Source organism: Halomonas sp. SpR8 (genome assembly GCF_031010195.1).
Taxonomy (GTDB): Bacteria; Pseudomonadota; Gammaproteobacteria; order Pseudomonadales; family Halomonadaceae; genus Vreelandella.
Map to the genome: position 1 here is coordinate 578,204 of NZ_JAUAMC010000002.1, position 22,030 is coordinate 600,233.

Genomic DNA, 22,030 nt, shown 5'->3' on the forward strand with positions numbered 1-22,030 from the left:
AAGCTATCTCGCTTTCCTTTCGTCCAACGTAAACGACCCCGCCGAGGCGGGGTCGCTGTCTAACCAACTATCAAAACAGACTAGCAAAAATCAGACTTACCTTTACGCTTACTCAATAATACTCACATCGTCGGCCTGCAAACCACGCTCATTTTTAATCACGTGGTAACGCACAATTTGGCCTTCTGCCAACATACGCGGGCCACGACCACGAATGGCGCGAAAGTGTACAAACACATCTTCGCCATTATCGCGGGTTATAAAGCCGTAGCCTTTGTTGGTATTGAACCACTTCACTTCACCCTCTTCACGGCCATCGTTAGGATCGATGATGTCTTCTTCCTCATCATCGTCCATAGGTGCAGCCGCCTGCGGTTGACGCGATGCTGTCTTAGAACGCGCCACGGCATCGGGTGCTACCACAATCGAGGGCGCAAAAGCAGCTGACGCTAAGGTGCCAACCCACAGAACAATAAAACACCCTATGGCAACAGCAAGATAGATACCGCTAAAACCACTAATTGCTAACTCGGCCATCCACAGTTCTGCGAGGGCACTATTGGTTAAATGAACAATCCCCGCCAACAAAAGTGGCGCGGGGGCGGCTAGTAATACACTGATTAAGAAACAGCGAAACACAACTTTTGGATTCATAGAAAAAAAAAGCTCTCTTGTTGTATGGGTAACAGACGAAGGACAATACCCGCACTATCAGGCCCATTCCCAATAGCACTGGCATACTACTACAGAAGGTTGCAATATTATCATGACCCACGAATTATCGCCTGCTGAGCTGACCCAACTTGTTGAATCTTTAGAGAGCCGCTTAGCGCATCAAGAGCACTGGCTGGACACCCTCGATCAAGCGGTGGTGCAGCAAGAGCGCCGCCTGGAAAAGCTTGAGCAACTTAGCGGACTGATGCGCGAACGCCTGCGCGAGCAGCATCAGGCCCTACAAGCAAACGAATTCCAGGACGGCCAGCGTCCCGAGGATGATGTGCCGCCCCACTACTGAGCTGACATAAACTCTGATCGATAGCCCTGATCAATAGCCCTGATCAATAGTCTTAATCGATAGCCCCGATGCGACTAATTAATAAGCCGCCAGCAGCCAGTATCCAAACACTTAGCAGCCAACAACGCTCGCAGGATCGCTGCTTTCCAGCCCAAAGGCATCTGCCACGGCTTGATAAGTCACTTGACCTGCGTGCACGTTGAGACCCGGCAGGAAGTGCGGATCATCGCGTAGCGCCTGCTGCCAGCCTTTGTCCGCCAGGGCGAGCACAAAGGGCAACGTGGCATTGGTCAGGCCCTGAGTAGACGTTCGTGCCACCGCGCCGGGCATATTGGCCACGCAGTAGTGCACCACCCCATCGACGATATAGGTCGGCTCGGCATGGGTGGTGGGCTTGCTGGTTTCAAAACAGCCGCCCTGATCGATCGCCACATCGACCAGTACACTACCCGGCTTCATATCGGCCAGCATGGCGCGGGTGATTAACTTGGGCGCAGCGGCGCCGGGCACCAGCACTGCGCCAATAATCATATCCGACTCGCGCGTGGCCGTTTCCAGCGCGTCGGCGGTGGAGTAAACCGTTTTAATGCGACCCTGATAGCGGTCGTCCAACACTTCCAGCCGCGCTAGTGACTTGTCCAGAATAGTCACCTCGGCACCCAACCCCAGCGCCATGCGAGCAGCGTTTTCACCCACCACACCGCCACCAATCACGGTGACCTTACCCGGCGCCACACCGGGTACGCCGGGTAGCAGCACGCCCGCACCGCCCTGGGCTTTCTCCAGGCTATGGGCACCGGCTTGCACCGCCATCCGGCCGGCTACGGTGCTCATCGGTGCCAGAAGCGGCAAGCCGCCGCGGGCATCGGTAATCGTTTCATAGGCAATGCAGGTGGCACCGCTCTCCATCAGCCCGCGGGTAAGGGGCTCTTCGGCGGCAAGGTGCAGATAGGTGAACAGCGTGTGCTGTGGGGTGAGTCGCGCCACTTCCTCCGGCTGCGGCTCTTTCACCTTGAGGATCAGCTCGGCGTTGCGCCACAACGCTTCCACGTCGGCTTCTATCTGCGCGCCAGCGGCCTCAAAGTCAGCATCAGCGAAGCCTGCGCCTACCCCGGCGCCCGCCTGAACGCTCACATGGTGGCCACGCCCGGTTAATTCCCTCGCGCCGGTCGGCGTCAAAGCCACACGATATTCGTGATTTTTGATCTCTTTGGGGACGGCGATTTTCATTGGCATATTCCTGTGCTTTTAAAGGTCAGTGTTCTTGTTAAGCAAATTACAGCACAGTTGACGATGACCACCACCCCCGCAAAGCAAAACAAAAAAAACGCCGGTTAAGGCGTTTTTTAGGAGAAAAATCTAGCGATTGCCGGTTCTGCACAAAAAAATCCACTTCGTTCTACATCACTCAGCAATAACCGCGCCGCCGTATATGCGCCGATACTCCTCGGGCAGGCGCTTGGGCCGCCCCGTCGAGAGCGCCACGCAGGCAAAGCGCGTGCGGGCGTTCAGCAGCGTTTTCGCATCGTTGACGCGCACCAGTTGAAAACGCCGGGTCAAACTGAAACGCTCATCGCAATCGACAATCCAGGTGGCCAACTGCAGCTCATCGCCTGCAAAAGCCGGTGCTAAGTAATCCAGCTCGTGGCGGTGAACCACCATGGCGCGATCAAGCGCTTGGTAACGCTCAAGGGAAAGGCCGAGCGCGACCGAGTGCGCCCAGCTAATCTGCTCGACCCAGCGCAGGTACTCGCTGTTGTTAACGTGCTGATAAGCATCGATCGCCTCATCAGCGACGCGGATATCGATCACAAAAGGCTCGGGTAGCGCCCACGCCATTGCTTGACTCCTCCGCCGGTGGCTTAACGTTTGATTAGTCGCGGAATACCCGCACGCCCAGCGCCTTCAGATACGACGTTTCCGGAATAGCCGGATGCACCGGGTGATCAGGCCCTTGGTGGCCTTGGAAAATCACCTGACCATGACGGTCCTGATGACGAACCGCGCCGCGCACCACATCCATTAGCCGCTCGGGCGCCAGATGCATCGAGCAGGAGGCTGACAGCAACAAGCCGTCGCGACCCAGCAGGCGCATAGCTTCGCGGTTCAAGCGGGCATAGGCGCGCTCGCCGTTGGGAATATCTTTACGTTTTTTGATAAACGCCGGCGGGTCAAGAATGACCACGTCGAACTCTTCACCGTCCGCCTTCAATGCCGCCAAGGCTTCAAACGCGTCTCCCTCACTCACCGCCACCTTCTCCTGCACACCGTTTAACTCGGCGTTGCGGGCGACTTGATCTAATGCCGGGCCGGATGCATCCAGGCACAGCACCTGATTGGCGCCGTGAACCGCCGCCTGCACGCCCCAGCCACCTACATAGCTGAACACATCCAGCACACGCTTCCCTTCCACACTACGATTGATCCATTCGCGATTAACGCGGTGATCAAAGAACCAGCCGGTTTTCTGGCCATTCAGCACGGGCACTACGAAGCGGGCGCCGTTCTCCTCCAGCACCACTTCGTCAGGCAGCGTGCCCTTAATGACGTCAACGTGGGCTTCAAGCCCCTCCTGACGACGGCCGCCGGTATCATTACGGAAGACGATCACTTCAGGCTTGATGACTTTTTCCAGCGCATCGACAATCTCATCCGCCATTGCCTGCATACCGGCGGTGTTGAGCTGCACGACGAGGACATCGCCAAAGCGGTCAATCACCAGACCTGGTAGTAAGTCGCCTTCGCCGTGAATCAAGCGGTAGAACGGCTGCGTATAAAGGCGCTGGCGGAGTGCCAGTGCTTGGTTAAAGCGGTGCACAAACAGCGAGCGATCCAAACGCATTTCAGGGTCGCGGGACATGACCCGGGCCGCAATAAGCGAATGCGGGTTCACGTAAGCCACCGCCATGACTTTTCCGTTCGAAGCTTCGACCAGGGCGGTTTCGCCTGCCGCAAAATTTTTCAGCGGCGTCTCTTTAATATCTATCTCATTGGAGTAGATCCAGAGATGGCCCGCTTTGAGGCGGCGATCAGCATTTTTATTCAGGCGCAGGCGTTGGGTCACAACAATCTCCAAAAACTTAAGCGTTTCAATTCACATCAATAGGGCAAGTTCTACAAACTGCCATCAGCGCTGGCAGCCGGGGCAGAACACGCTGGCGCGCTGGCCAAGGGTAATGCGGCGAAGCTCCGTGCCACAGCGTAAACAGGGCTGGCCGTGGCGGCCGTAAACATTCAGACGCTGGGCGAAGTAACCGGGCTCGCCCTGACCACTGACAAAATCTCGCAGCGTGGTGCCACCCTGGGTAATCGCCGCTGCCAGCACCTCTTTGACGGCAAGGGCCAAGGCGTCATAGCGCGCACGGGAAACCCTTCCCGCCGCGCGGCGCGGATCGATGCCCGCCATAAACAGCGCTTCAGCCGCATAGATATTACCGGCCCCCACCACCACCTGGTTATCCATCAGAAACGGCTTCACCGCTACGCGCTTGTTGCGCGAGAGCGTGTAGAGCCATTTGCCATTAAACGCATCAGACAGCGGCTCGGGACCCAAGTGCGCAAGCCGCTTATCCTGCGTTTCATCGTTGGCTTGCCAATCGACAAAACCAAAACGGCGCGGGTCGTGATAGCGCAGCACATAGCCGCTGGCCATGACCACATCCACATGGTCGTGCTTTTTAGACAAATCCCCCACCCGGGCGATCCGCAGGCTTCCCGACATACCTAAGTGCCATAGCAGCGTTGCGTCTGCATCACATTCAAGCGCGCTCACAGACTGGATAGGCAACTGCAGGTACTTAGCGCGTCGCTTTAATACTCCTATGCGCGCCCCCACCAACCGCTCGGCCAGGTCATCGGGCACAGGGACGCGCAGCCGCGACTGGCGCACCAGTACTTCGGTCACTTCTTGACCTTCAATATAGGGAGCAATCCCGCGGCGAGTGGTTTCAACTTCAGGCAGTTCGGGCATAGTTGAGCATGTCTGGGAACAGTAACGGCCTATAGTGACAGCCTAGTGAAGGTAAGCTCGCGAAGCATGCCACGGGTAACAGGCATGCATGCAAAAACCCGGCTTGGGGCCGGGTTTTTGAACAGGCGCTCGCCTGCAGTGGAAGCCAATCATTATCGCGGAAGCGATTACTTGATCTTGGCTTCCTTGTAGATCACGTGCTTACGGACGACCGGGTCGAATTTTTTAAATTCAAACTTATCCGGCGTGTTCCGCTTGTTCTTATCAGTGGTGTAAAAGTGTCCTGTACCGGCACTAGACACCAACTTGATTTTATCGCGCATGGTTTAATCCTTCCAAAATGCTTGGTCCGAAACGCTTGGCCCCAAAAGCTGGCTTAGATAGCGTCGCCGCGCTTACGAATATCAACCAAAACTGCGTCGATACCGTTTTTATCAATAATACGCATTCCTTTAGTGGAAACGCGCAGCTTGACGAAGCGGTTTTCAGACTCAACCCAAAAGCGATGGGTGTGCAGGTTTGGTAAGAAACGACGACGTGTCTTACGCATTGAGTGTGAAACGTTATTTCCAGTTACCGGACGCTTACCGGTAACCTGACATACTTTGGACATGAGAGCCTCCAACTGCTTGGCCAGGATATAATAACCTGAGTGTTCAAAACTGCCGGGCGGACCGGAAGGGAGGAGTCGACGCCGTTAACCGCCAAGCTTTACCCAAATCCGTTATTCAACCCAAGTTTAAAGGTGGCACTTTATACCAGAGCACCCGACTTGCAGCAAGCAAAACCCACAAAAAAGGCCGAAAAAGCGCTTTTCTGCTCATTCCACTTAGTCAATGCTGCAATTGACAGCACCTCGTTTGATGCTGCTTATAGCCAGCCGCGCTCGGCAAAAGAAATGACTTCTCCATCCCCCACCACGAAATGATCTAACACGCGCACCTCGAAGAGTGCCAGCGCATCTTTTAGGCGTTCCGTGATACGTCGATCAGCATCGCTTGGCTCGGCCACACCCGAAGGGTGATTATGGGCCAGGATAACGGCGCCAGCGCTAAGTTCTAAGGCGCGCTTGGCAACTTCGCGGGGATAAACGGATGCGCTGTCTAGGGTACCGCGAAACAGTGATTCATAGCGAATAATTCGGTGCTGCGTATCCAAAAAAAGCACCGCAAACTCTTCATGCCCTAAATGGCGTAGCTGCGAACTCAGATAATGGCGCACTAACGCCGGTGATGTCAGCGCATTGCCGCGCGCTAACTGGCTAGCCAAATGGCGCCGCGATAACTCTAGCGTGGCCTGAAGCTGGGCGTATTTGGCGCTTCCTAAACCACGGGCAGTACAGAAACTTGCTTGATCGGCCTCTAACAGTTGGCGTAAACCGCCAAAATTTGCGAGTAGATCCCGCGCCAGATCGACTGCCGAGCGCCCCTGCACACCTACGCGCAAAAAAATTGCCAGCAACTCCGCGTCTGAAAGCGACTGGGCGCCTACGTTTAACAACTTTTCACGGGGCCGCTCTCCCTCCGGCCAGTGATTAATTCCCATCGCGCCCCCTGCGTTGTTCACCCATAGCAACAAAAAAGCCTCACTAAACCTAGCTTAACCTTGTTTGCCCCTAATATGCCAAATTGGTGATGCCAGTGGTATGGTAAGCCTCCTCACGACCGACGATGTGGATCACTGCCATGGGCTCTGCTGTTAATACGACAAGCGCTACGACGCTAGCGGGCAAACGGATACTGCTCGGCGTCAGTGCCGGTATCGCTGCTTACAAAAGCGCATTGATTGTGCGCCTGCTCAAGCAGGCGGGCTGTGAGGTGCGCGTGGTGATGACCAACGGGGCTCAGGCCTTTATTACCCCGCTCACGCTACAGGCGCTCTCCGGCGAGCCCGTGCGCACGTCCTTACTCGACCCCGAAGCCGAAGCAGGTATGGGCCATATTGAGCTCGCCCGATGGGCGGATGTAGTGCTGATCGCCCCGGCCACTGCCGACCTTATTGCTCGCTTAGTGCACGGTATGGCCGATGACCTGCTCACTACGCTCTGCTTGGCCTCAGAGGCCCCCAAACTAATTGCCCCGGCGATGAACCAGGCCATGTGGCGCCACCCCGCCACTCAGCGCAACGTTGCGCAGCTTCAACAAGACGGGTGGAAACAGATAGGCCCCGACGCCGGTGATCAAGCCTGTGGCGATGTCGGGCCTGGTCGCATGAGCGAACCCGAAGAAGTCTTTAGCGCCGTAATGGCGCTGTTTTCAGCGCCTTCCAATGCCCATTCATCCGCTTCGGCCAGCGCTCCTCATGTGGTAATTACCGCCGGTCCTACCCAGGAACCGCTGGATCCGGTGCGCTATATCTCCAATCACAGCTCGGGGAAAATGGGCTTTGCCCTGGCCGCCGCCGCAGCAGCACAAGGCGCCCGGGTCACGCTGATCAGCGGGCCGGTCAATCTACCCACGCCCCAGGGCGTCACGCGGATTGACGTTGAATCAGCCGAGCAGATGCACGTACAAGCCCAGCGGCTAGCACCCCAAGCGGCGATGTTTATTGGCTGCGCGGCGGTCGCTGACTATCGCGCGGCAACGCCTGCCGAGCATAAGCTCAAAAAGCAGGACGATAGCGATACGCTTACCCTGACGTTAATTAAAAATCCTGACATTATTGCCAGCATCGCGGCGCTGCCCGCCGGGCAGCGCCCGCTGGTGGTGGGCTTTGCCGCCGAAACCCAACAGGTTAAGCGCTACGCCCAGGATAAATTACAGCGCAAAGGGCTGGATATGATCGTCGCCAACGATGTTTCCCAGGCGGGCCTGGGGTTCGGCAGCGACCAGAATGCCGCCTGGTTACTCTGGAGGACTGCAGAAGGCATCGAGAGCCGCTCAGAAGCAGCGCAGCCAAAGACCCAACTGGCCGCCACCATTATCCACCAAGCGCTATCGCTGCTAGAAACAACATCCGAAACAGCACCTACTAAAACATCTGGAGATCCCTTATGAGTGCCCGCCCCCGCCTGCAGTGCAAAGTGTTAGATGAGCGTTTGCACGACTATCTCCCCAGCTACGCAACGGCGGGCTCGGCAGGCATGGATCTACGCGCGCTGCTGGACGAGCCGCTAACGCTGGCCCCGGGTGAATGCCAGCTCGTGCGTACCGGCATTGCCATCTATATTGAAGACCCGAGCTTGGCGGGCATGATCCTTCCCCGCTCTGGCTTGGGGCATAAACACGGCATCGTGCTAGGCAATTTGGTTGGCTTAATCGACTCCGATTACCAGGGCGAACTGATGATTTCGGTGTGGAATCGCGGCCAGAGCACCTTTACGCTGGCGCCTTTTGACCGGCTAGCCCAGTACGTACTGGTACCCGTGGTACAAGCCGAACTCACGCTTGTGGACGCCTTTGAGGACTCTACGCGTGGCAGCGGCGGCTTTGGCAGCACCGGTAGCCAGTAACGCTCAGCAGGCATGTTTTAATAACGGGAAGCTTTATGAACGCACGGTCCGTACCCGCTTCGATTTTTCGCGCCTATGATATACGCGGCATCGTTGACGACACGCTCACAGAAGAGACGGTAGAACTGATCGGCCGCGCCGTGGGCTCGGAAGCCGCTGCGCGGGGCGAATCCAGCGTGGCCGTCGCCCGCGACGGTCGCCTTTCCGGTGCTCGGCTGCAAGCGGCTCTAATGCGCGGCCTTAACGCCTCCGGCTGCGACGTTATCGATATCGGCATGGTGCCCACCCCTGTGCTCTACTTTGCCACGCATATTTTGGAAGACACCCAATCAGGCGTGATGGTCACCGGCAGCCACAATCCGCCTGACTATAACGGCTTTAAAATTGTGCTGGACGGCGAAACACTCTCTGGCGATGCCATTACAGCCCTCTTTGAAAGAATTCAATCCGGCAACCTGGAGAGTGGCCAAGGCAATATCGCCCAGCAAGATATTCGTGAACGCTATTTAACGCGCATTTTAGGCGATGTTAAGATCAACCGGCCGATCAAAGCCGTTGTCGATTGTGGCAACGGCGTTGCCGGAGAGCTAGGCCCGCAGTTGCTGGCCCGTTTGGGCGTTGATACGACGGCTCTATTCGATGAGATCGATGGTCATTTCCCCAACCACCATCCTGACCCCGGCAAACCAGAAAACATGCAGGACCTGATGCGCACGGTGCAAGAAACCGGCGCCGACATTGGCCTTGCCTTCGATGGAGATGGCGATCGTTTAGGCGTCGTTACGCCCACGGGGAAGCTGATTTATCCCGACCATCTGCTGATGGTATTCGCCACCGACATGCTCGCCCGCCAGCCCGGCGCCAAGGTCATTTTTGATATCAAGTGCACCGGCAATCTGGTCAAAGTCATCAGCAAGGCAGGCGGCGAGCCGGAGATGTGGCGCACAGGTCACTCACTCATCAAGGCACGCATGAAGGAGACTGGTGCTCAGTTGGGGGGTGAGATGAGCGGACACATCTTTTTCAAGGAGCGCTGGTACGGTTTTGACGATGGCCTCTATGCCGCCGCTCGGCTAGTGGAAATTCTCGCCAACCAACCCGATGATGCGGATACCTTCTTCGCCAACTTCCCCCAAGACATTGGTACGCCTGAAATTAATATTGCGGTTACCGACGCTAACAAATTTTCTCTAGTGGATAAGCTTGCTCGTGAGGGCGACTTCGGCGAAGGTATCAAAACTACGCTGGACGGCATCCGCGTTGATTACCCGGATGGTTGGGGGCTGTGTCGCGCTTCCAACACCACGCCTGCACTCGTAATGCGCTTTGAAGGTAAAGATGATGCCGCCCTAGCGCGCATCAGAAGGGTTTTTAACACCGCGCTAGAACGCGTCGCGCCAGAATTGAAGCTACCCATTGAAGATAGCTAGGCGCTTGAGGGATCACGCTCACCTAGAAAGTGCGACCCTCACCACTCAATCAATATAAACGTTAGCAGCATAATAAACGTTCGCAAGGGACAACCTAATGAGTTCAGCCAGTCGCGACCCCCAGGTCGTTGTGGAGGTGCTTTCCGAAGCCCTCCCCTATATCCAGCAGTTCTCCGGCAAAACCGTGGTGGTCAAATACGGCGGCAATGCCATGACCGAAAGCACCCTGATTGACTCCTTCGCCCGCGATATCGTGTTAATGAAGGAAGTTGGCATCAACCCGGTTGTGGTGCACGGCGGTGGGCCGCAGATTGGTGATCTACTCAACAAGCTCAACATCGAGTCGCGCTTTGTTAACGGCATGCGCGTCACCGATTCGCAAACCATGGATGTGGTCGAAATGGTGCTGGGCGGACTGGTTAATAAAAGCATCGTTAACCTGATCAACCAGAGCGGCGGCAAGGCGATCGGTTTGACCGGTAAAGACGGTGCGCAAATTCGTGCTCGACAGCTCAAGGTAGAGCACAAAAGCCCCGAAATGACCGTTCCCGAGATCATCGACATCGGCCACGTGGGAGAAGTGGAGTCGATCTCAACCGAACTGATCGAGATGCTGGCAGCGCGGGACTTTATCCCGGTGATTGCGCCGATTGGCGTCGACGCCGCAGGCCACAGCTACAATATCAATGCTGACCTAGTGGCCGGCAAGATCGCTGAAGCACTCAATGCAGAGAAGCTGATGCTGCTCACCAATGTGGCCGGCCTAATGAACACCGAAGGCAAAGTCCTCACCGGTTTAAGCACCGCTCAAGTGGATGAGCTGATCGCCGATGGCACGATTTATGGCGGCATGCTGCCTAAAATCCGCTGCGCACTGGATGCGGTGAAGGGCGGGGTAAACAGTTCGCACATTATTGATGGCCGTGTCCCCCACGCGGTGTTGCTGGAAATTTTCACCAACGCTGGGGTAGGTACTCAAATCAAGGACGCGAGCTAACCGCGACGGAGGCCACATTATGAGCGAAGATCAAAAACCACGCCGCCGCGAGCAGATTCTCCAGGCCCTGGCGTTAATGCTTGAGGAAGATAGCGGCAAGCGTATTACCACAGCCGCCCTCGCCCGTCAGGTTGGCGTTTCAGAAGCGGCGCTCTACCGCCACTTTCCCAGCAAAGCGCGTATGTTTGAGGGGCTAATCGACTTTATTGAAGAGAGCATCTTTGCCCGTATTACGCGCATTTTAGAAGACGTTCCCGATGCGACTAGCCGTTGCGGCACGATTTTAGCGCTACTCTTAGGTTTCGCTGAAAAAAATCCTGGGTTGGCGCGAGTAATGGGTGGCGACGTGCTTACCGGTGAAACCGCCCGGCTACGCCACCGGATCAACCAGCTGTTTGAACGCCTGGAAATGCAGCTCAAACAAATCCTGCGTGAAGCCGAGCTGCGCGAAGGTCTGCGTCTCACCATTTCGGCCACTGCCGCCGCCAATTTATTGGCTGCTCAAGCCGAGGGGCGTATTTCTCAGTATGTACGCAGCGACTTTAAGCGCCTGCCAACCGAGCACTGGGAAGACCAATGGTCATTGCTGTCAGCCCAATTACTGCGCCCCGCGCCACAGCTTGCTTAGCCTAAGCGCCGCTCGAGAGTTATCGCTGATAAAAAAAACCGACTTCCTTTGCAGGAGCCGGTTTTTAGAGGCTAAAAATGCGTCAAATGACGCAGCTTAGCCTCAGGCAATCATCTCTTCGCCCATTTTCATACGTAGCTTTTTCATCGCATTTTTTTCGAGCTGTCGGATGCGCTCTGCGCTGACTCCATAAACATCGGCCAGGTCGTGCAGCGTCTCTTTGCTATCCGCCAACCAGCGGCGCTGAAGAATATCCCGCGAGCGCTCATCAAGCCCTTCGAGGGCGAGCTGTAAGCGGCGTGTCGAGTCTTCCTCGAAATTGCTGTCTTCAAGCTGCGTGGCGGGATCTGACGCGGCATCGTCCAAGAAGTACACCGGTGCTTGATAGCTGCTCTCTTCATCATCGCCTGCTGGGGCATCAAAACCCGCATCGTAAGAGGAGAGCCGCCCTTCCATATCGCGCACGACTTCGGGTTTGACGTCGAGGTCTTTGGCAATGGCATCGACTTCGTCGTTATTCAGCCAAGCCAAACGCTTCTTCGCCCCGCGCAAATTAAAGAACAGCTTACGCTGAGCTTTGGTTGTCGCGATTTTAACGATTCGCCAATTGCGCAGCACAAATTCGTGGATTTCCGCTTTGATCCAGTGCACGGCAAAAGAGACCAGGCGAACGCCTTGATTGGGATCAAAGCGCTTGACGGCCTTCATCAAACCGACATTGCCTTCTTGAATCAGATCTGCCTGTTGCAGCCCGTAGCCTGAATAGCTGCGCGCGATATGTACCACAAAGCGCAAATGCGAAAGTACCAAACGACGTGCAGCTTCAAGATCACCCTCGTCGTATAGGCGATAGGCTAGCTCGCGCTCTTCGTCGGCTGTTAAAACCGAAATTCCATTGACTGCGCGGATATAACCGCCCAGATCGCCGCCGGGTGAAAGCTGACCCACCGGTAAAAGACTAGTGCTCATGTGCAGGTGGTCTCCCCTGTAACCCATCGTGGTTGACGTAGCACGTTATCAATAACCTATTACAAAACCGTGATACTAATTCAGTGATACTATTTAGCGATACTAGTTCAGTGATACAAAGTCTGTGTCTGTGATACTGAGACCTTTACGCTAGGATAAAGTTCGCACGTTAAGTATTTCAACATTAGCGCATTCGCCGCCTAGAACTAGCTGTCTAGAACCAAGCAGTTATCTTGGCCGAATGCTTGAGAGATGACGAGTCACCGCCAGCCAGGCACCCAGCCAGCCCAGTAGTGTACTGCAAGATAGCAGAATTGTAGAGCCTGTCACGTCAAGTTGGGGTAACGAAAAGCTTGCCCCGTAACTTGCCGCCAGCGCAGCTACCGGTAGGGAAAGCCAGTGATTGCCCAGGCCTAACAGCCCCAGCGCTAATAGCCCACCGCCCAAGCCGTACCAAGCGCCGCTATACAGAAAAGGCCGCCTGACAAAGGCATGGGTAGCACCAATCAGCATGACCACCTCAATCTCCCGGCGACGACTCTCTACCGATAGACGAATGGTATTGCCGACCACCAGCAGCACGCCTAAGCCAAACAGCGCCCCCAGCGCCAGCGCCACACGGCGGCCCAACTCCGCCAGGTTCCTCAACCGCTCCACCCAGGCCAGGTCAAGGCGCACCTCATCAACGCCAGAAAGCACTTCAAGGCGGCTGGCCAACTGCTGCATGGCAACCGGGTCAACGCTTTCCGGGCGCACCACCATGCTGATAGGCAGTGGATTGCTCTCCAGCCCTGCCAGGGCATCATCCAGCCCCAGCGACTGCTGGAACTCCGCCATCCCCTGCTCGGCACTGATCAACCGGGTTTCGAGCACGTTGGGCTGCGCGTTAACCGCCTCTTCGATACGTAGCGCTTGGGCATCGTCAGCAGTCAACTCAAGATAAACCGTTAACGTCGCACTCTCATCAAGCTCCGCATCCAACAGGCGCGCGCTGTCCAGGGTTAACCACAGCGCTGCGGGCAGTACCAGCGCGATAGCGATCGCCAACATGGTCAGCAGATTACCCAGCGGATAGCGCACCAGGCGCTGAAAGCTATCCCACGCCATGCTGCGGTGATGGCGACCCCAGGCGCGCAAACGGCTTGAAAAGCGCGTCTGCTGCGATCTGGCGCCTCGCTGCGGGGCTTTATCCACCGCTGGTTTAGCAGCAACCTTGCGCGGCGTCTTTAACGCCGCGCCCTGTCGGCGCTTTGGCGTCGTCGACGGCTTCATACCGCCCCCTCATCGGCGACTAAACGGCCATCACTTAAACGCAAAATACGATGGCGCAGCCGGGCAATCAGGGCCAGGTCGTGACTGGCGATCATCACCGTAGTTCCAATCCGGTTAAAGTCCTCAAACAGCCCCATGATATCCGCCGAGAGTTGTGGGTCCAGATTACCCGTCGGCTCATCGGCCAACAGCAACGCGGGCTTATTGACCACCGCCCGGGCAATGCCCACCCGCTGCTGCTCACCGCCCGACAACTCGATAGGCAGGGCTTTCTCACGATGCAACAGCCCCACTTTGTCTAACGCGGCGCGCACGCGCCGTGCAGACTCACGAGGCTCAATGCCCTGGATTTCCAGTGGCAGGGCGACATTGTGAAAAATGCTACGATCAAATAACAGCTGGTGATCCTGGAAGACCACGCCAATTTGGCGTCGATAGAACGGCACTTGGCTGGCATGCAGTTGGGCAATATCGTGGCCCGCTACGACAACGCGACCGCGGCTAGGTTTCTCAAGACGCATCACTAGGCGTAGCAGCGAGCTTTTCCCTGCCCCGGAGTGGCCGGTAAGAAACACCATCTCGCCCCGGGCAACCCGAAAGTTAAGATGCGCCAGCGCCTCAAAACGTCCGCCGTAGCGTTTTCCCACATGCTCAAAAGCGATCATGCGCTGGCATCGTCCTCTTGGCGGTCAAACAGCGCTTGGACAAAATCATTGGCTTCGAAGGGGCGCAGATCGTCGATGCCCTCCCCCACGCCAATAAAGCGAATCGGCGTTTCCAGTTGTTTGGCCAGCGCGAAAATAATTCCGCCTTTGGCGGTGCCGTCCAGCTTAGTGAGCGTAATACCGCTGACCGGCACGGCGTCATTAAAGGTGCTGGCTTGAGAAATAGCATTCTGTCCGGTGCCCGCATCCAGCACCAGCATCACTTCATGAGGCGCGGTGTCATCGAGCTTCTGCATCACCCGGTGGACTTTTTTCAGCTCTTCCATCAGGTGGCTTTTGTTGTGCAGCCGCCCGGCGGTATCAGCGATCAGTACATCAATCCCCCGCGCGGTGGCAGCCGCTACCGCATCGTAGATCACCGAGGCGCTGTCGGCGCCGGTGTGCTGAGCAATTACCGGTACCTTGTTGCGCTCGCCCCATACTTTGAGCTGCTCGACAGCCGCGGCACGGAAGGTGTCACCGGCCGCTAACATGACGCTTTTGCCTTCGCGCTGAAAACGCTGGGTGAGCTTGCCGATGGTGGTGGTTTTACCCACCCCGTTAACGCCCACGACTAAAATAACAAAGGGCCCTGTGCCTGCCTTCTCAAGCACAAGCGGCTTGGCCACCGGCGCCAGCATGGTAGATAACTCTTCTTGCAGGCCACGGTAGAGTGCCTCAGGGTTGTTCAACTCCTTGCGCGAGACGCGTGCCTCCAGGCGGCCAATAATCTCGCTAGTGGCGTCAATCCCCACATCGGCCATCAATAGCTGCGTTTCCAAGTCTTCCAGCAGCTCGTCATCGATCTGTTTTTTACCTAAAAACAGATCGGCGATACCGTCGGTTAAATTGGCGCGGGTTTTTCCCAGGCCTGACTTGATACGCGCAAACCAACCCTTTTGGTCGCTTTTAGCCACCGGTTTGGCTTGCAACGCAGGCGCGGGTGTTGGCTCTGGCTCTGGCTCTGGCTCTGGCTCTGGCTCTGGCTCTGGCTCTGGCTCTGGCTCTGGCTCTGGCTCTGGCTCTGGCTCTGGCTCTGGCTCTGGCTCTGGCTCTGGCAGAGTTTCCGGTGCCTTTAAGCTCTCTTCAACCTCTTCATTGGAAGCGTCGGGCGTTGCACTTTCCACCTCATCGGCTTGCTCTTGAGGCTGCTCTTTTAACTGCTCTTTTAACTGCTCTTCCTGCGCCTGCTGCGGGTCTTGAGTCGTCTGCTGCTGATCTTGCTTATTCTTACGCTTAAAAAAACCAAACATGAGTGTTACCCGACATAAATAGTGAACATTAAGGTTATGCTAACACCGTAACCCAAGACTTTGGATAAACAGCCCGCTACAATCCGCCTTATGACACGACAACGCCCCCCTCGATCCTCTACGTCCCGCCGCACGCCTGCCCAGCGGACTGACAAATCATCTGGTAAGCCACTTGGAAAACTACGCATTATCGGCGGCGAATTTCGTCGCCGTCAGTTGCCGGTGCTGGATAGTCCCGGTTTACGGCCAACCCCAGACCGGGTGCGTGAAACGCTGTTTAACTGGTTAGGACAACAGCTTTACGGGCAACACGTTCTGGATCTATTCGCAGGTACCGGCGCGCTAGGCATTGAAGCCCTCTCTCGTGGTGCGGCTCGTGTCGAGTTCGTTGAGCGCGACCCACGGGTGGCAGCACAGCTGTCGACCAACCTGGCATCACTCAACATTACCGCAAGCAGCGCAGTGCATATTAACGATGTTCAGGCCTACCTGACACAGCCTGCGACGCCCTACGCGCTGGTATTTCTCGACCCGCCCTTCCATCAGCAGCTTGCCGCGCCATGCTGTGCTGCGCTAGAGCGCGGCGGTTGGCTATCGGATGAGGCAATGGTTTACCTGGAAACCGAGACCTCGCTGCCACCCGAAGTGCCCGCTAACTGGCATTTACACCGCGAAACCCAGGCTGGCGAGAGCACCGCGCGGCTCTATCAGCGTCAGCATTCGTAAACAGCGCTTGCCGCCACGGGGCGGTGGCGTTACGCTCGCCTCATTCGTCCTTACTGCAAGCTTCCCGCTTGTTTTCTAGGGTGCTTTTTTATTACCTTTTTGGGTACTCATTTTACGCTAGGGAGAGATACATGAGTCTGGAATTATTTAATCAGTTGGAACAGAAAGTCACCGACACCGTTGATGCGCTGGAGATGATGAAACTGGAAAATGAAGAGCTGCGCGGCGAAAACGCCAAGCTGAAAGAGGAGCGTGAAGAGTGGGAGCGCCGCCTAAACAGCCTGCTCAGCAAATTCGACAGCCTCGAAACATCCAGCACACCCTAACCGCCTGATACGCTGCTGCCTAGAGTACCAGGGACATCAGCAGTGCATCCTCACGCCCGGCGGCCCCTTTTGCCGCTGGGTAGTAGCCCCGCCGACAGCCATCTTCACTAAACCCACAGCGCTGATAAAGCCGTATAGCGCTAAGATTCCCCACTCGTACTTCGAGCAGTAGCCGCTCACTGAACCAACCTTGAGCTATCGCCTGCACTGCTTTCATCAACGCCAGGCCCGCGCCGCTGCGGCGACATTTGGGTAACACTCCGATCGCTTGCAGCTCCGCTTCAAACGGCAGTCGCGCCACGATGGCGTACCCCAATAGCTGTTCATCCTGCCACCAGCCCAACACGCAGGTATCCTGGCTACCCAAGGCTTCCAGCATTTGTGAGTCGGAGGTACCGCTTTGCGCCTGCCGCTCAAGCGCAATGAGTGAAGCCAAGTGCTCCACATTGAGCTCAGCGATCATTTGAGATTTCTGGCTGAGCGCCTTCTGAGCGTGCAGACGCCCAATGCTGACCTAGCGTCATCAGCGCTGGCCAAAGGTCGCGCTTGCTACAGCTACCGTCGAGCAACGATCCAAGCTCAGGCCCCTGCCATACAGGCAACGCGAGCGTCTCGCTTTGCCCTTCAGTCACATTCAGGATGCGATCCAAGGGCGCCTGCTCGGGCCCCAGTTCACCCCACCAGAGCAGCCGCTCTAGCTGCCATCCCTGGCGACTCACGCCACCAGCGATAAACGCGGCCAAACCTTCACGGGCTTCATCCAGCGGGTCTTCCACCGTAAACGCGTTGGCCATCTGCGGCCAAGTGAAGTGGCTCGCTTCCGGCAGGGCTCCCTGCTGAATCCCTGCGGCCTGTAGCAGGTTAGCCAGCAGTTGCTGCTCAAGTACGCTCATTTCCCCCGCCTGCAGCATCAGCCAACGGCCTTCGAGACATACACACGAGAATGAGAACGCCAATGGTTTGGCAGGCTTAGCGGTGGCTGCTTCAGTGGCCGTAGCGGATTGCGCAGCCACCTGACTGGCTGGCCCCGGCTTGTCTTGGCCCAACAGCGCCCGCACCGCCGAGGGCGAGGCAATGGTTTCATCTGCGGCTTGGCTTTTTGACGCTGGAGCTTCTGGTGCCAGAGGCTTGGCCGTTTGACGCCTGGGCGCGGGGGCATCATCTAACAGCGCCTGCAGCTGCTCCCTGGGAGGCGTCGCAGCAGGCGTCGAATCCTCCCACTCGCAGGCCTCAGTAGGCAAAGCATTAGGCAGTTGGTATTTAGCGGCCCAGGCGGTGATTCCCATGGCCTCCAAATAGTGCCGCCGAATAACTTCCTGTGTCACTTTCCGCCGCCGCGACAGTTAGGTGAATTCGGGCGTTCGCCGCCCCGCGCCTGCCACTCACTGGCCGTATAAAGATGCAGCGCCAACGCGTGCACAGGGCCCGATAGTTCATCGGCCAGCAGCGCATAAATCTGCTGATGACGCTTCACCGGCATCATGCCGTCAAAGGCATCACTCACCAGGGTCACTTTGAAGTGCGTTTCAGAGTCAGTAGGAACGTTATGCATATGGCTTTCATTTTCAACCTGCAGCACGTCGGGCGTGAGTGCCGCTAACTTCTGCTCAATCTGAGCCTGCAGCGTCATGGAGTTCTCCTTAGGAACACAAACCACTTTATTGTACGCGCTTACTGCTCCGCAGACGATGCCCGACGGGCGTGTAGCGCTCGCCTTGCCTGCGGCATTCGCGCAACGCTCGCGAGTAGTGCCAGCAGTGTGGTCGCTGCCCCCAGCCAAAGCGTCACTTGCACTGGCCAGCCCAGCGCCAAGGCAGCGCCGACAAGTGCCACCCCAAACGACTGCCCTACGGTGCGTGTGGTACTCATCACCCCAGAGACGTTGGAACTGCGCTCCGGCGGAAGACTACCCATCATTTCGCGATTATTGGGCGGCTGGAACAGTCCAAAGCCAATACCGCATAGCGCGGTACGCCATAGACTTCCCGCCACGCCAGTTGATTCATCGACTAGCGCCAGTGCGATCAGGCCTATGATAAGCAGGCCAAGCCCCGCGCTAGAGAGAATACTGGGATTAATACGATCGGCCAAGCGCCCAGCGATGGGGCCAACGAGCATGATGGCCAGCGGCCAGGGGGTGAACAGCCACGCGGTTTCCAACGGTGAAAAGCCCATCTGCTCTTGGTAGAAAAATGACAGCGCTACAAAGGTCAGCCCCTGACCAATAAAGGCCAGCCCTGAGGCCGAGACAGCCAGCGTAAAGCGCGGCTCGGCAAATACGCTAAGCGGCAGCAGCGGATAAGGCGCACGACGCTGGCGCACAATAAATCCCACACAGGCCAGTACCGCCAGCAGTGCCCAGCCGCCGCTTTGCCAAACGGGTGCGGCGTGGCTCACGGCATCCATGGCGATAAAGAAACTCGCCAGCATAACAATGGAGAGCAGCGCCCCCGCCACATCAAAGCTGCCTTGACGACGCTCTTCACGGGGTAACGCCCGCTTGGCCAGCCACAGCGAACAGAGCCCCAGCGGCACATTGAGCGCAAACAGCCAGGGCCAATCGGCAAACGACAGGATCACGCCGCTAAGCGTAGGCCCTGCTGCGTAGCCTCCGGCCACGACCAATGCACTCAAACCAAGGGCGCTGCCCAACAACCGAGAGGGAAAAATCGCCCGATAGAGCGACGGGCCAATCGACAGCGTGGCGGCGGCCCCCAGCCCCTGGAAGGCGCGAAACACTAGCAGCGTTTCTAAATTGCGCGATAGCGCCGCCCCCAGCGCTGCAGCGACAAAGGTGGCCAGCCCAAACAGGTAGAGTCTGCGCCGGGTAATTAACTCACTAATGCCGGCAAACACCAGCAAAAAAGCCGCACACACGACCTGAAACAGGTTGGTAATCCATACCGCCCGGGAAGCTGACACGTTTAAATCAGCGGCGATGGTGGGCAGCGCCAGATTGATCATGGTGGTGTCGACCACCGCCATTAGCGTACCGGTCACCAGCGCCAGTACGGCCAAGGCACGCTCAGGCCCAGGCAGGCCATCATCGCCGGGGCGGGCTTCAAACAGTCTCATGACCAAGTTCCTAAGAGGCGAGTACCAAAAGGGCGATTTTCCAAACGAAATGGCTGAAACAGAGAAACCGGCCTAAGCCGGTCTCGAAGTGCGCTATCTAACGGTTGCTGATACGCTATTACTTGCTATCAGTTACTCGCTGGCGAGTAACTATCAGCCGCGCAGGCAAACACTGAGCTTGGCTAAGATACTAGCACGCTAACGGCTAATCCTGCTCACTATCGAGCAGCAGCGCATCATCGACTTCTGAAATCTCTAATGCCGTTTCGTCATCCAGGTCGATCGCCAGATAGCTGTGCTCAACGCGTACATATGCCTGGAACAGCTCCCAGTCCAGTTTATCCGGCCACTGGCGCTCATCCTCTTCCCAAGCGCGCAGCTCAGTTTCAAGGATTTCCAGGTAACGCTCGCGCACAAATGTTTCCAGCGCTTCCGGGGTATCCATCTCAGGAATTAGGTAAATGGTACTTTCGCGCTCGACGTCGTCCAGGGTCAGGTCATCGTCTCCCATGGTGGGTTCCAGCGCGTTGATCCAGTCCACAAAGGGCTGGGTCGGCCTGACGCTCAGTGCGGAGCGGTTAAGCAGTTTCATGGGATTCTCCTCGCCGTCGAAACGTTGACCATTATGGGCGCTATAACGCGCCCTTACCAACTTTTCATCCGCTATCTTAGCGTGTTAGTCCACTTCAGGGCGCATCGCCGGGAATAGCAGCACATCGCGAATCGAGGCGCTATCGGTGAATAGCATCACCAGGCGGTCGATACCGATGCCTTCGCCGGCGGTAGGCGGCATCCCGTACTCCAATGCACGCACATAATCCGCATCGTAATACATCGCTTCCAAGTCGCCGGCGTCTTTTTCCGCTGACTGGGCGCGGAAGCGCTCCGCCTGGTCTTCGGCATCGTTAAGCTCCGAGAAACCGTTGGCGATTTCGCGCCCACCGACAAAGAACTCAAAGCGGTCGGTGACGAAGGGATTAGCGTCGTTGCGCCGCGCTAATGGGCTGACTTCCGCCGGATACTCGGTGATAAAGGTCGGCTGGTCGAGCTTATGCTCGGCGACCTCTTCAAAGATCTCCGTTTGCACCTTACCCAGGCCCCAGCTCTCTTTGACCTTGATGCCGAGCTTCTCAGCAGTGACCCGTGCCGCTTCCAGCGAATCCAGATCGCTGTCGGCAATGCCATCACCATGGTCAAGGATCGCCTGACGCAAGGTCAAACGGGCAAAAGGTTTGCCGAAATCGTAGCTCGCTCCCTGATACTCAATCACCGTGCTACCGAGTACTTCCTCAGCGGCGGTGCGCAGCATGGCTTCGGTCATATCGAGCAGATCACGGTAATCCGCGTAGGCCCAGTAGAACTCCACCATGGTGAATTCTGGGTTATGGCGAGTCGAAAGCCCCTCGTTGCGGAAGTTGCGGTTAATCTCGAATACTTTTTCGAAGCCGCCCACCACTAAACGCTTGAGATAAAGCTCCGGCGCAATACGCAGATACATATCGATATCCAGCGCATTGTGATGGGTAATGAAGGGGCGCGCCGCCGCGCCGCCCGGAATCGGCTGCAGCATCGGCGTTTCCACTTCCATAAAGCCGCGGGCTTCAAAGAAGCGGCGCATGGAGCTGATCACCGCTGCGCGGGTTTCAAACACCTTGCGCGACTGTGGATTCATGATCAGATCTACATAGCGCTGGCGATAGCGGGCTTCCATATCGGTGAGGCCGTGAAACTTATCCGGCAGCGGACGCAGGCTCTTGGTGAGCAGCTGCGCCTCTTTCATCATCACGTACAGATCGCCCTTGCCGGATTTATGCACCGGCCCGTGGCCGGCGACGATATCACCGATGTCCCAGCTTTTAACGTCTTCCAGCACGTCGGCAGGCAGGCCTTTTTTATCCACGTAGAGCTGGATTTGCCCAGCCACATCCTGAATAACGATGAAGGGGCCGCGTTGACGCATCACGCGGCCCGCCACCGAGGCGTGGTGATCCAACGCTTCAAGCTCGACCTTGTCTTTATCGCCGAAGGCATCTTGCAGCTCAACGGTTAAGCTGTCGCGGCGAAAGTCATTGGGAAACGCACTCTTTCCCTGCTCAGCGGCGCGCTCGCGGCGAGCGGTCAGCTTGGCCCGGCGCTCGGCAATCAGGTGGTTTTCGTTGTCTGCAGGAGACGCGTCTTGGTTAGCCATGGGGCACCCTGTTCATGTTCAAACGC

The 22,030-nt window shown here is 56.9% G+C and carries 26 protein-coding genes; 8 read left to right on the top strand and 18 right to left on the bottom strand.

All coding sequences use genetic code 11. From position 1 onward, the window contains the following. Positions 1 to 108: 108 nt before the first annotated feature. The gene (locus QT230_RS05990) at positions 109 to 654 is read right to left on the bottom strand and encodes a cold shock domain-containing protein (protein ID WP_308320671.1); all 546 of its coding nucleotides are present in this window, start codon (positions 652 to 654) and stop codon (positions 109 to 111) included. Between the two features lie 112 nt (positions 655 to 766). Between QT230_RS05990 and QT230_RS05995 the strand changes: the two genes are divergently transcribed. Beyond that, positions 767 to 1,015 (top strand): SlyX family protein, encoded by a 249-nt coding sequence (locus tag QT230_RS05995; protein WP_308320672.1) that lies wholly within the window; start codon positions 767 to 769, stop codon positions 1,013 to 1,015. 111 nt (positions 1,016 to 1,126) lie between these two features. On the opposite strand, the gene ald is transcribed toward QT230_RS05995, so the two are convergent. The 7 genes from ald to radC all read right to left on the bottom strand — a co-directional run bounded on the left by ald (position 1,127) and on the right by radC (position 6,530). After that, a complete protein-coding gene (gene ald, locus QT230_RS06000; RefSeq protein WP_308320673.1) occupies positions 1,127 to 2,245 on the bottom strand; it encodes an alanine dehydrogenase in 1,119 nt (372 codons plus the stop codon). 174 nt (positions 2,246 to 2,419) lie between these two features. After that, complete coding sequence (locus tag QT230_RS06005) at positions 2,420 to 2,854, bottom strand: thioesterase family protein (protein WP_308320674.1); 435 nt, start codon at positions 2,852 to 2,854, stop codon at positions 2,420 to 2,422. Positions 2,855 to 2,888: 34 nt separating this feature from the next. Further along, positions 2,889 to 4,079 (bottom strand): class I SAM-dependent rRNA methyltransferase, encoded by a 1,191-nt coding sequence (locus QT230_RS06010; protein WP_308320675.1) that lies wholly within the window; start codon positions 4,077 to 4,079, stop codon positions 2,889 to 2,891. A gap of 63 nt (positions 4,080 to 4,142) precedes the next feature. Continuing rightward, entirely contained in the window at positions 4,143 to 4,985 is an 843-nt protein-coding gene (gene mutM / locus QT230_RS06015; RefSeq protein WP_308320676.1) for a bifunctional DNA-formamidopyrimidine glycosylase/DNA-(apurinic or apyrimidinic site) lyase, read from the bottom strand. A 167-nt stretch (positions 4,986 to 5,152) separates the two neighbouring features. Further along, the gene (gene rpmG / locus QT230_RS06020; RefSeq protein ID WP_007111734.1) at positions 5,153 to 5,308 is read right to left on the bottom strand and encodes a 50S ribosomal protein L33; all 156 of its coding nucleotides are present in this window, start codon (positions 5,306 to 5,308) and stop codon (positions 5,153 to 5,155) included. A 53-nt stretch (positions 5,309 to 5,361) separates the two neighbouring features. Then, entirely contained in the window at positions 5,362 to 5,598 is a 237-nt protein-coding gene (rpmB, locus tag QT230_RS06025; RefSeq protein ID WP_008959893.1) for a 50S ribosomal protein L28, read from the bottom strand. Positions 5,599 to 5,855: 257 nt separating this feature from the next. Beyond that, positions 5,856 to 6,530 carry a DNA repair protein RadC gene (gene radC / locus QT230_RS06030; protein ID WP_308320677.1) on the bottom strand — a complete coding sequence of 225 codons (675 nt, stop codon included), beginning with the start codon at positions 6,528 to 6,530 and terminating at the stop codon, positions 5,856 to 5,858. A gap of 140 nt (positions 6,531 to 6,670) precedes the next feature. On the opposite strand from radC, the gene coaBC reads away from it, so the two are divergent. From coaBC to slmA, 5 genes are all read left to right on the top strand, one after another. Next, positions 6,671 to 7,981, top strand: a complete 1,311-nt coding sequence (gene coaBC / locus QT230_RS06035) for a bifunctional phosphopantothenoylcysteine decarboxylase/phosphopantothenate--cysteine ligase CoaBC (protein WP_308320678.1) — start codon at positions 6,671 to 6,673, stop codon at positions 7,979 to 7,981. After that, positions 7,978 to 8,436: a dUTP diphosphatase gene (gene dut, locus QT230_RS06040; RefSeq protein ID WP_308320679.1), complete on the top strand. Its 459-nt coding sequence runs from the start codon at positions 7,978 to 7,980 to the stop codon at positions 8,434 to 8,436. The genes coaBC and dut overlap by 4 nt, the downstream gene beginning before the upstream one ends. Positions 8,437 to 8,471: 35 nt before the next feature. Next, positions 8,472 to 9,866, top strand: coding sequence for a phosphomannomutase/phosphoglucomutase (locus QT230_RS06045; protein WP_308320680.1), 1,395 nt, complete (start codon positions 8,472 to 8,474; stop codon positions 9,864 to 9,866). A gap of 97 nt (positions 9,867 to 9,963) precedes the next feature. After that, entirely contained in the window at positions 9,964 to 10,863 is a 900-nt protein-coding gene (argB, locus tag QT230_RS06050; RefSeq protein ID WP_308320681.1) for an acetylglutamate kinase, read from the top strand. Positions 10,864 to 10,882: 19 nt separating this feature from the next. Beyond that, on the top strand, positions 10,883 to 11,491 hold the full coding sequence (slmA, locus tag QT230_RS06055) for a nucleoid occlusion factor SlmA (protein WP_308320682.1): 609 nt from the start codon (positions 10,883 to 10,885) through the stop codon (positions 11,489 to 11,491). A gap of 102 nt (positions 11,492 to 11,593) precedes the next feature. Here the strand turns inward: slmA and rpoH are convergent, their stop codons facing one another. From rpoH to ftsY, 4 genes are all read right to left on the bottom strand, one after another. Beyond that, positions 11,594 to 12,460, bottom strand: a complete 867-nt coding sequence (rpoH, locus tag QT230_RS06060; RefSeq protein WP_308320683.1) for an RNA polymerase sigma factor RpoH — start codon at positions 12,458 to 12,460, stop codon at positions 11,594 to 11,596. Positions 12,461 to 12,688: 228 nt separating this feature from the next. After that, the gene (ftsX, locus tag QT230_RS06065; RefSeq protein ID WP_308320684.1) at positions 12,689 to 13,732 is read right to left on the bottom strand and encodes a permease-like cell division protein FtsX; all 1,044 of its coding nucleotides are present in this window, start codon (positions 13,730 to 13,732) and stop codon (positions 12,689 to 12,691) included. Continuing rightward, positions 13,729 to 14,397 carry a cell division ATP-binding protein FtsE gene (gene ftsE / locus QT230_RS06070; protein ID WP_308320685.1) on the bottom strand — a complete coding sequence of 223 codons (669 nt, stop codon included), beginning with the start codon at positions 14,395 to 14,397 and terminating at the stop codon, positions 13,729 to 13,731. Before ftsE ends, ftsX begins: the two co-directional genes overlap by 4 nt. Next, positions 14,394 to 15,689, bottom strand: coding sequence for a signal recognition particle-docking protein FtsY (ftsY, locus tag QT230_RS06075; RefSeq protein ID WP_308320686.1), 1,296 nt, complete (start codon positions 15,687 to 15,689; stop codon positions 14,394 to 14,396). The genes ftsE and ftsY overlap by 4 nt, the downstream gene beginning before the upstream one ends. A 90-nt stretch (positions 15,690 to 15,779) precedes the next feature. Between ftsY and rsmD the strand changes: the two genes are divergently transcribed. After that, positions 15,780 to 16,415: a 16S rRNA (guanine(966)-N(2))-methyltransferase RsmD gene (gene rsmD, locus QT230_RS06080; protein ID WP_308320687.1), complete on the top strand. Its 636-nt coding sequence runs from the start codon at positions 15,780 to 15,782 to the stop codon at positions 16,413 to 16,415. A 131-nt stretch (positions 16,416 to 16,546) separates the two neighbouring features. Next, a complete protein-coding gene (gene zapB, locus QT230_RS06085; protein ID WP_022520215.1) occupies positions 16,547 to 16,741 on the top strand; it encodes a cell division protein ZapB in 195 nt (64 codons plus the stop codon). 19 nt (positions 16,742 to 16,760) lie between these two features. On the opposite strand, the gene QT230_RS06090 is transcribed toward zapB, so the two are convergent. The 6 genes from QT230_RS06090 to lysS all read right to left on the bottom strand — a co-directional run bounded on the left by QT230_RS06090 (position 16,761) and on the right by lysS (position 22,004). Then, a complete protein-coding gene (locus QT230_RS06090) occupies positions 16,761 to 17,204 on the bottom strand; it encodes a GNAT family N-acetyltransferase (protein ID WP_308320688.1) in 444 nt (147 codons plus the stop codon). Further along, a complete protein-coding gene (locus tag QT230_RS06095) occupies positions 17,194 to 18,066 on the bottom strand; it encodes a hypothetical protein (protein WP_308320689.1) in 873 nt (290 codons plus the stop codon). Before QT230_RS06095 ends, QT230_RS06090 begins: the two co-directional genes overlap by 11 nt. Continuing rightward, entirely contained in the window at positions 18,063 to 18,371 is a 309-nt protein-coding gene (locus tag QT230_RS06100) for a BolA/IbaG family iron-sulfur metabolism protein (protein ID WP_308320690.1), read from the bottom strand. Before QT230_RS06100 ends, QT230_RS06095 begins: the two co-directional genes overlap by 4 nt. A 41-nt stretch (positions 18,372 to 18,412) precedes the next feature. Next, positions 18,413 to 19,816: an MFS transporter gene (locus QT230_RS06105; protein WP_308320692.1), complete on the bottom strand. Its 1,404-nt coding sequence runs from the start codon at positions 19,814 to 19,816 to the stop codon at positions 18,413 to 18,415. Between the two features lie 205 nt (positions 19,817 to 20,021). Next, the gene (locus QT230_RS06110) at positions 20,022 to 20,408 is read right to left on the bottom strand and encodes a hypothetical protein (RefSeq protein WP_308320693.1); all 387 of its coding nucleotides are present in this window, start codon (positions 20,406 to 20,408) and stop codon (positions 20,022 to 20,024) included. 84 nt (positions 20,409 to 20,492) lie between these two features. Then, entirely contained in the window at positions 20,493 to 22,004 is a 1,512-nt protein-coding gene (gene lysS / locus QT230_RS06115) for a lysine--tRNA ligase (RefSeq protein WP_308320694.1), read from the bottom strand. Positions 22,005 to 22,030 lie beyond the last annotated feature (26 nt).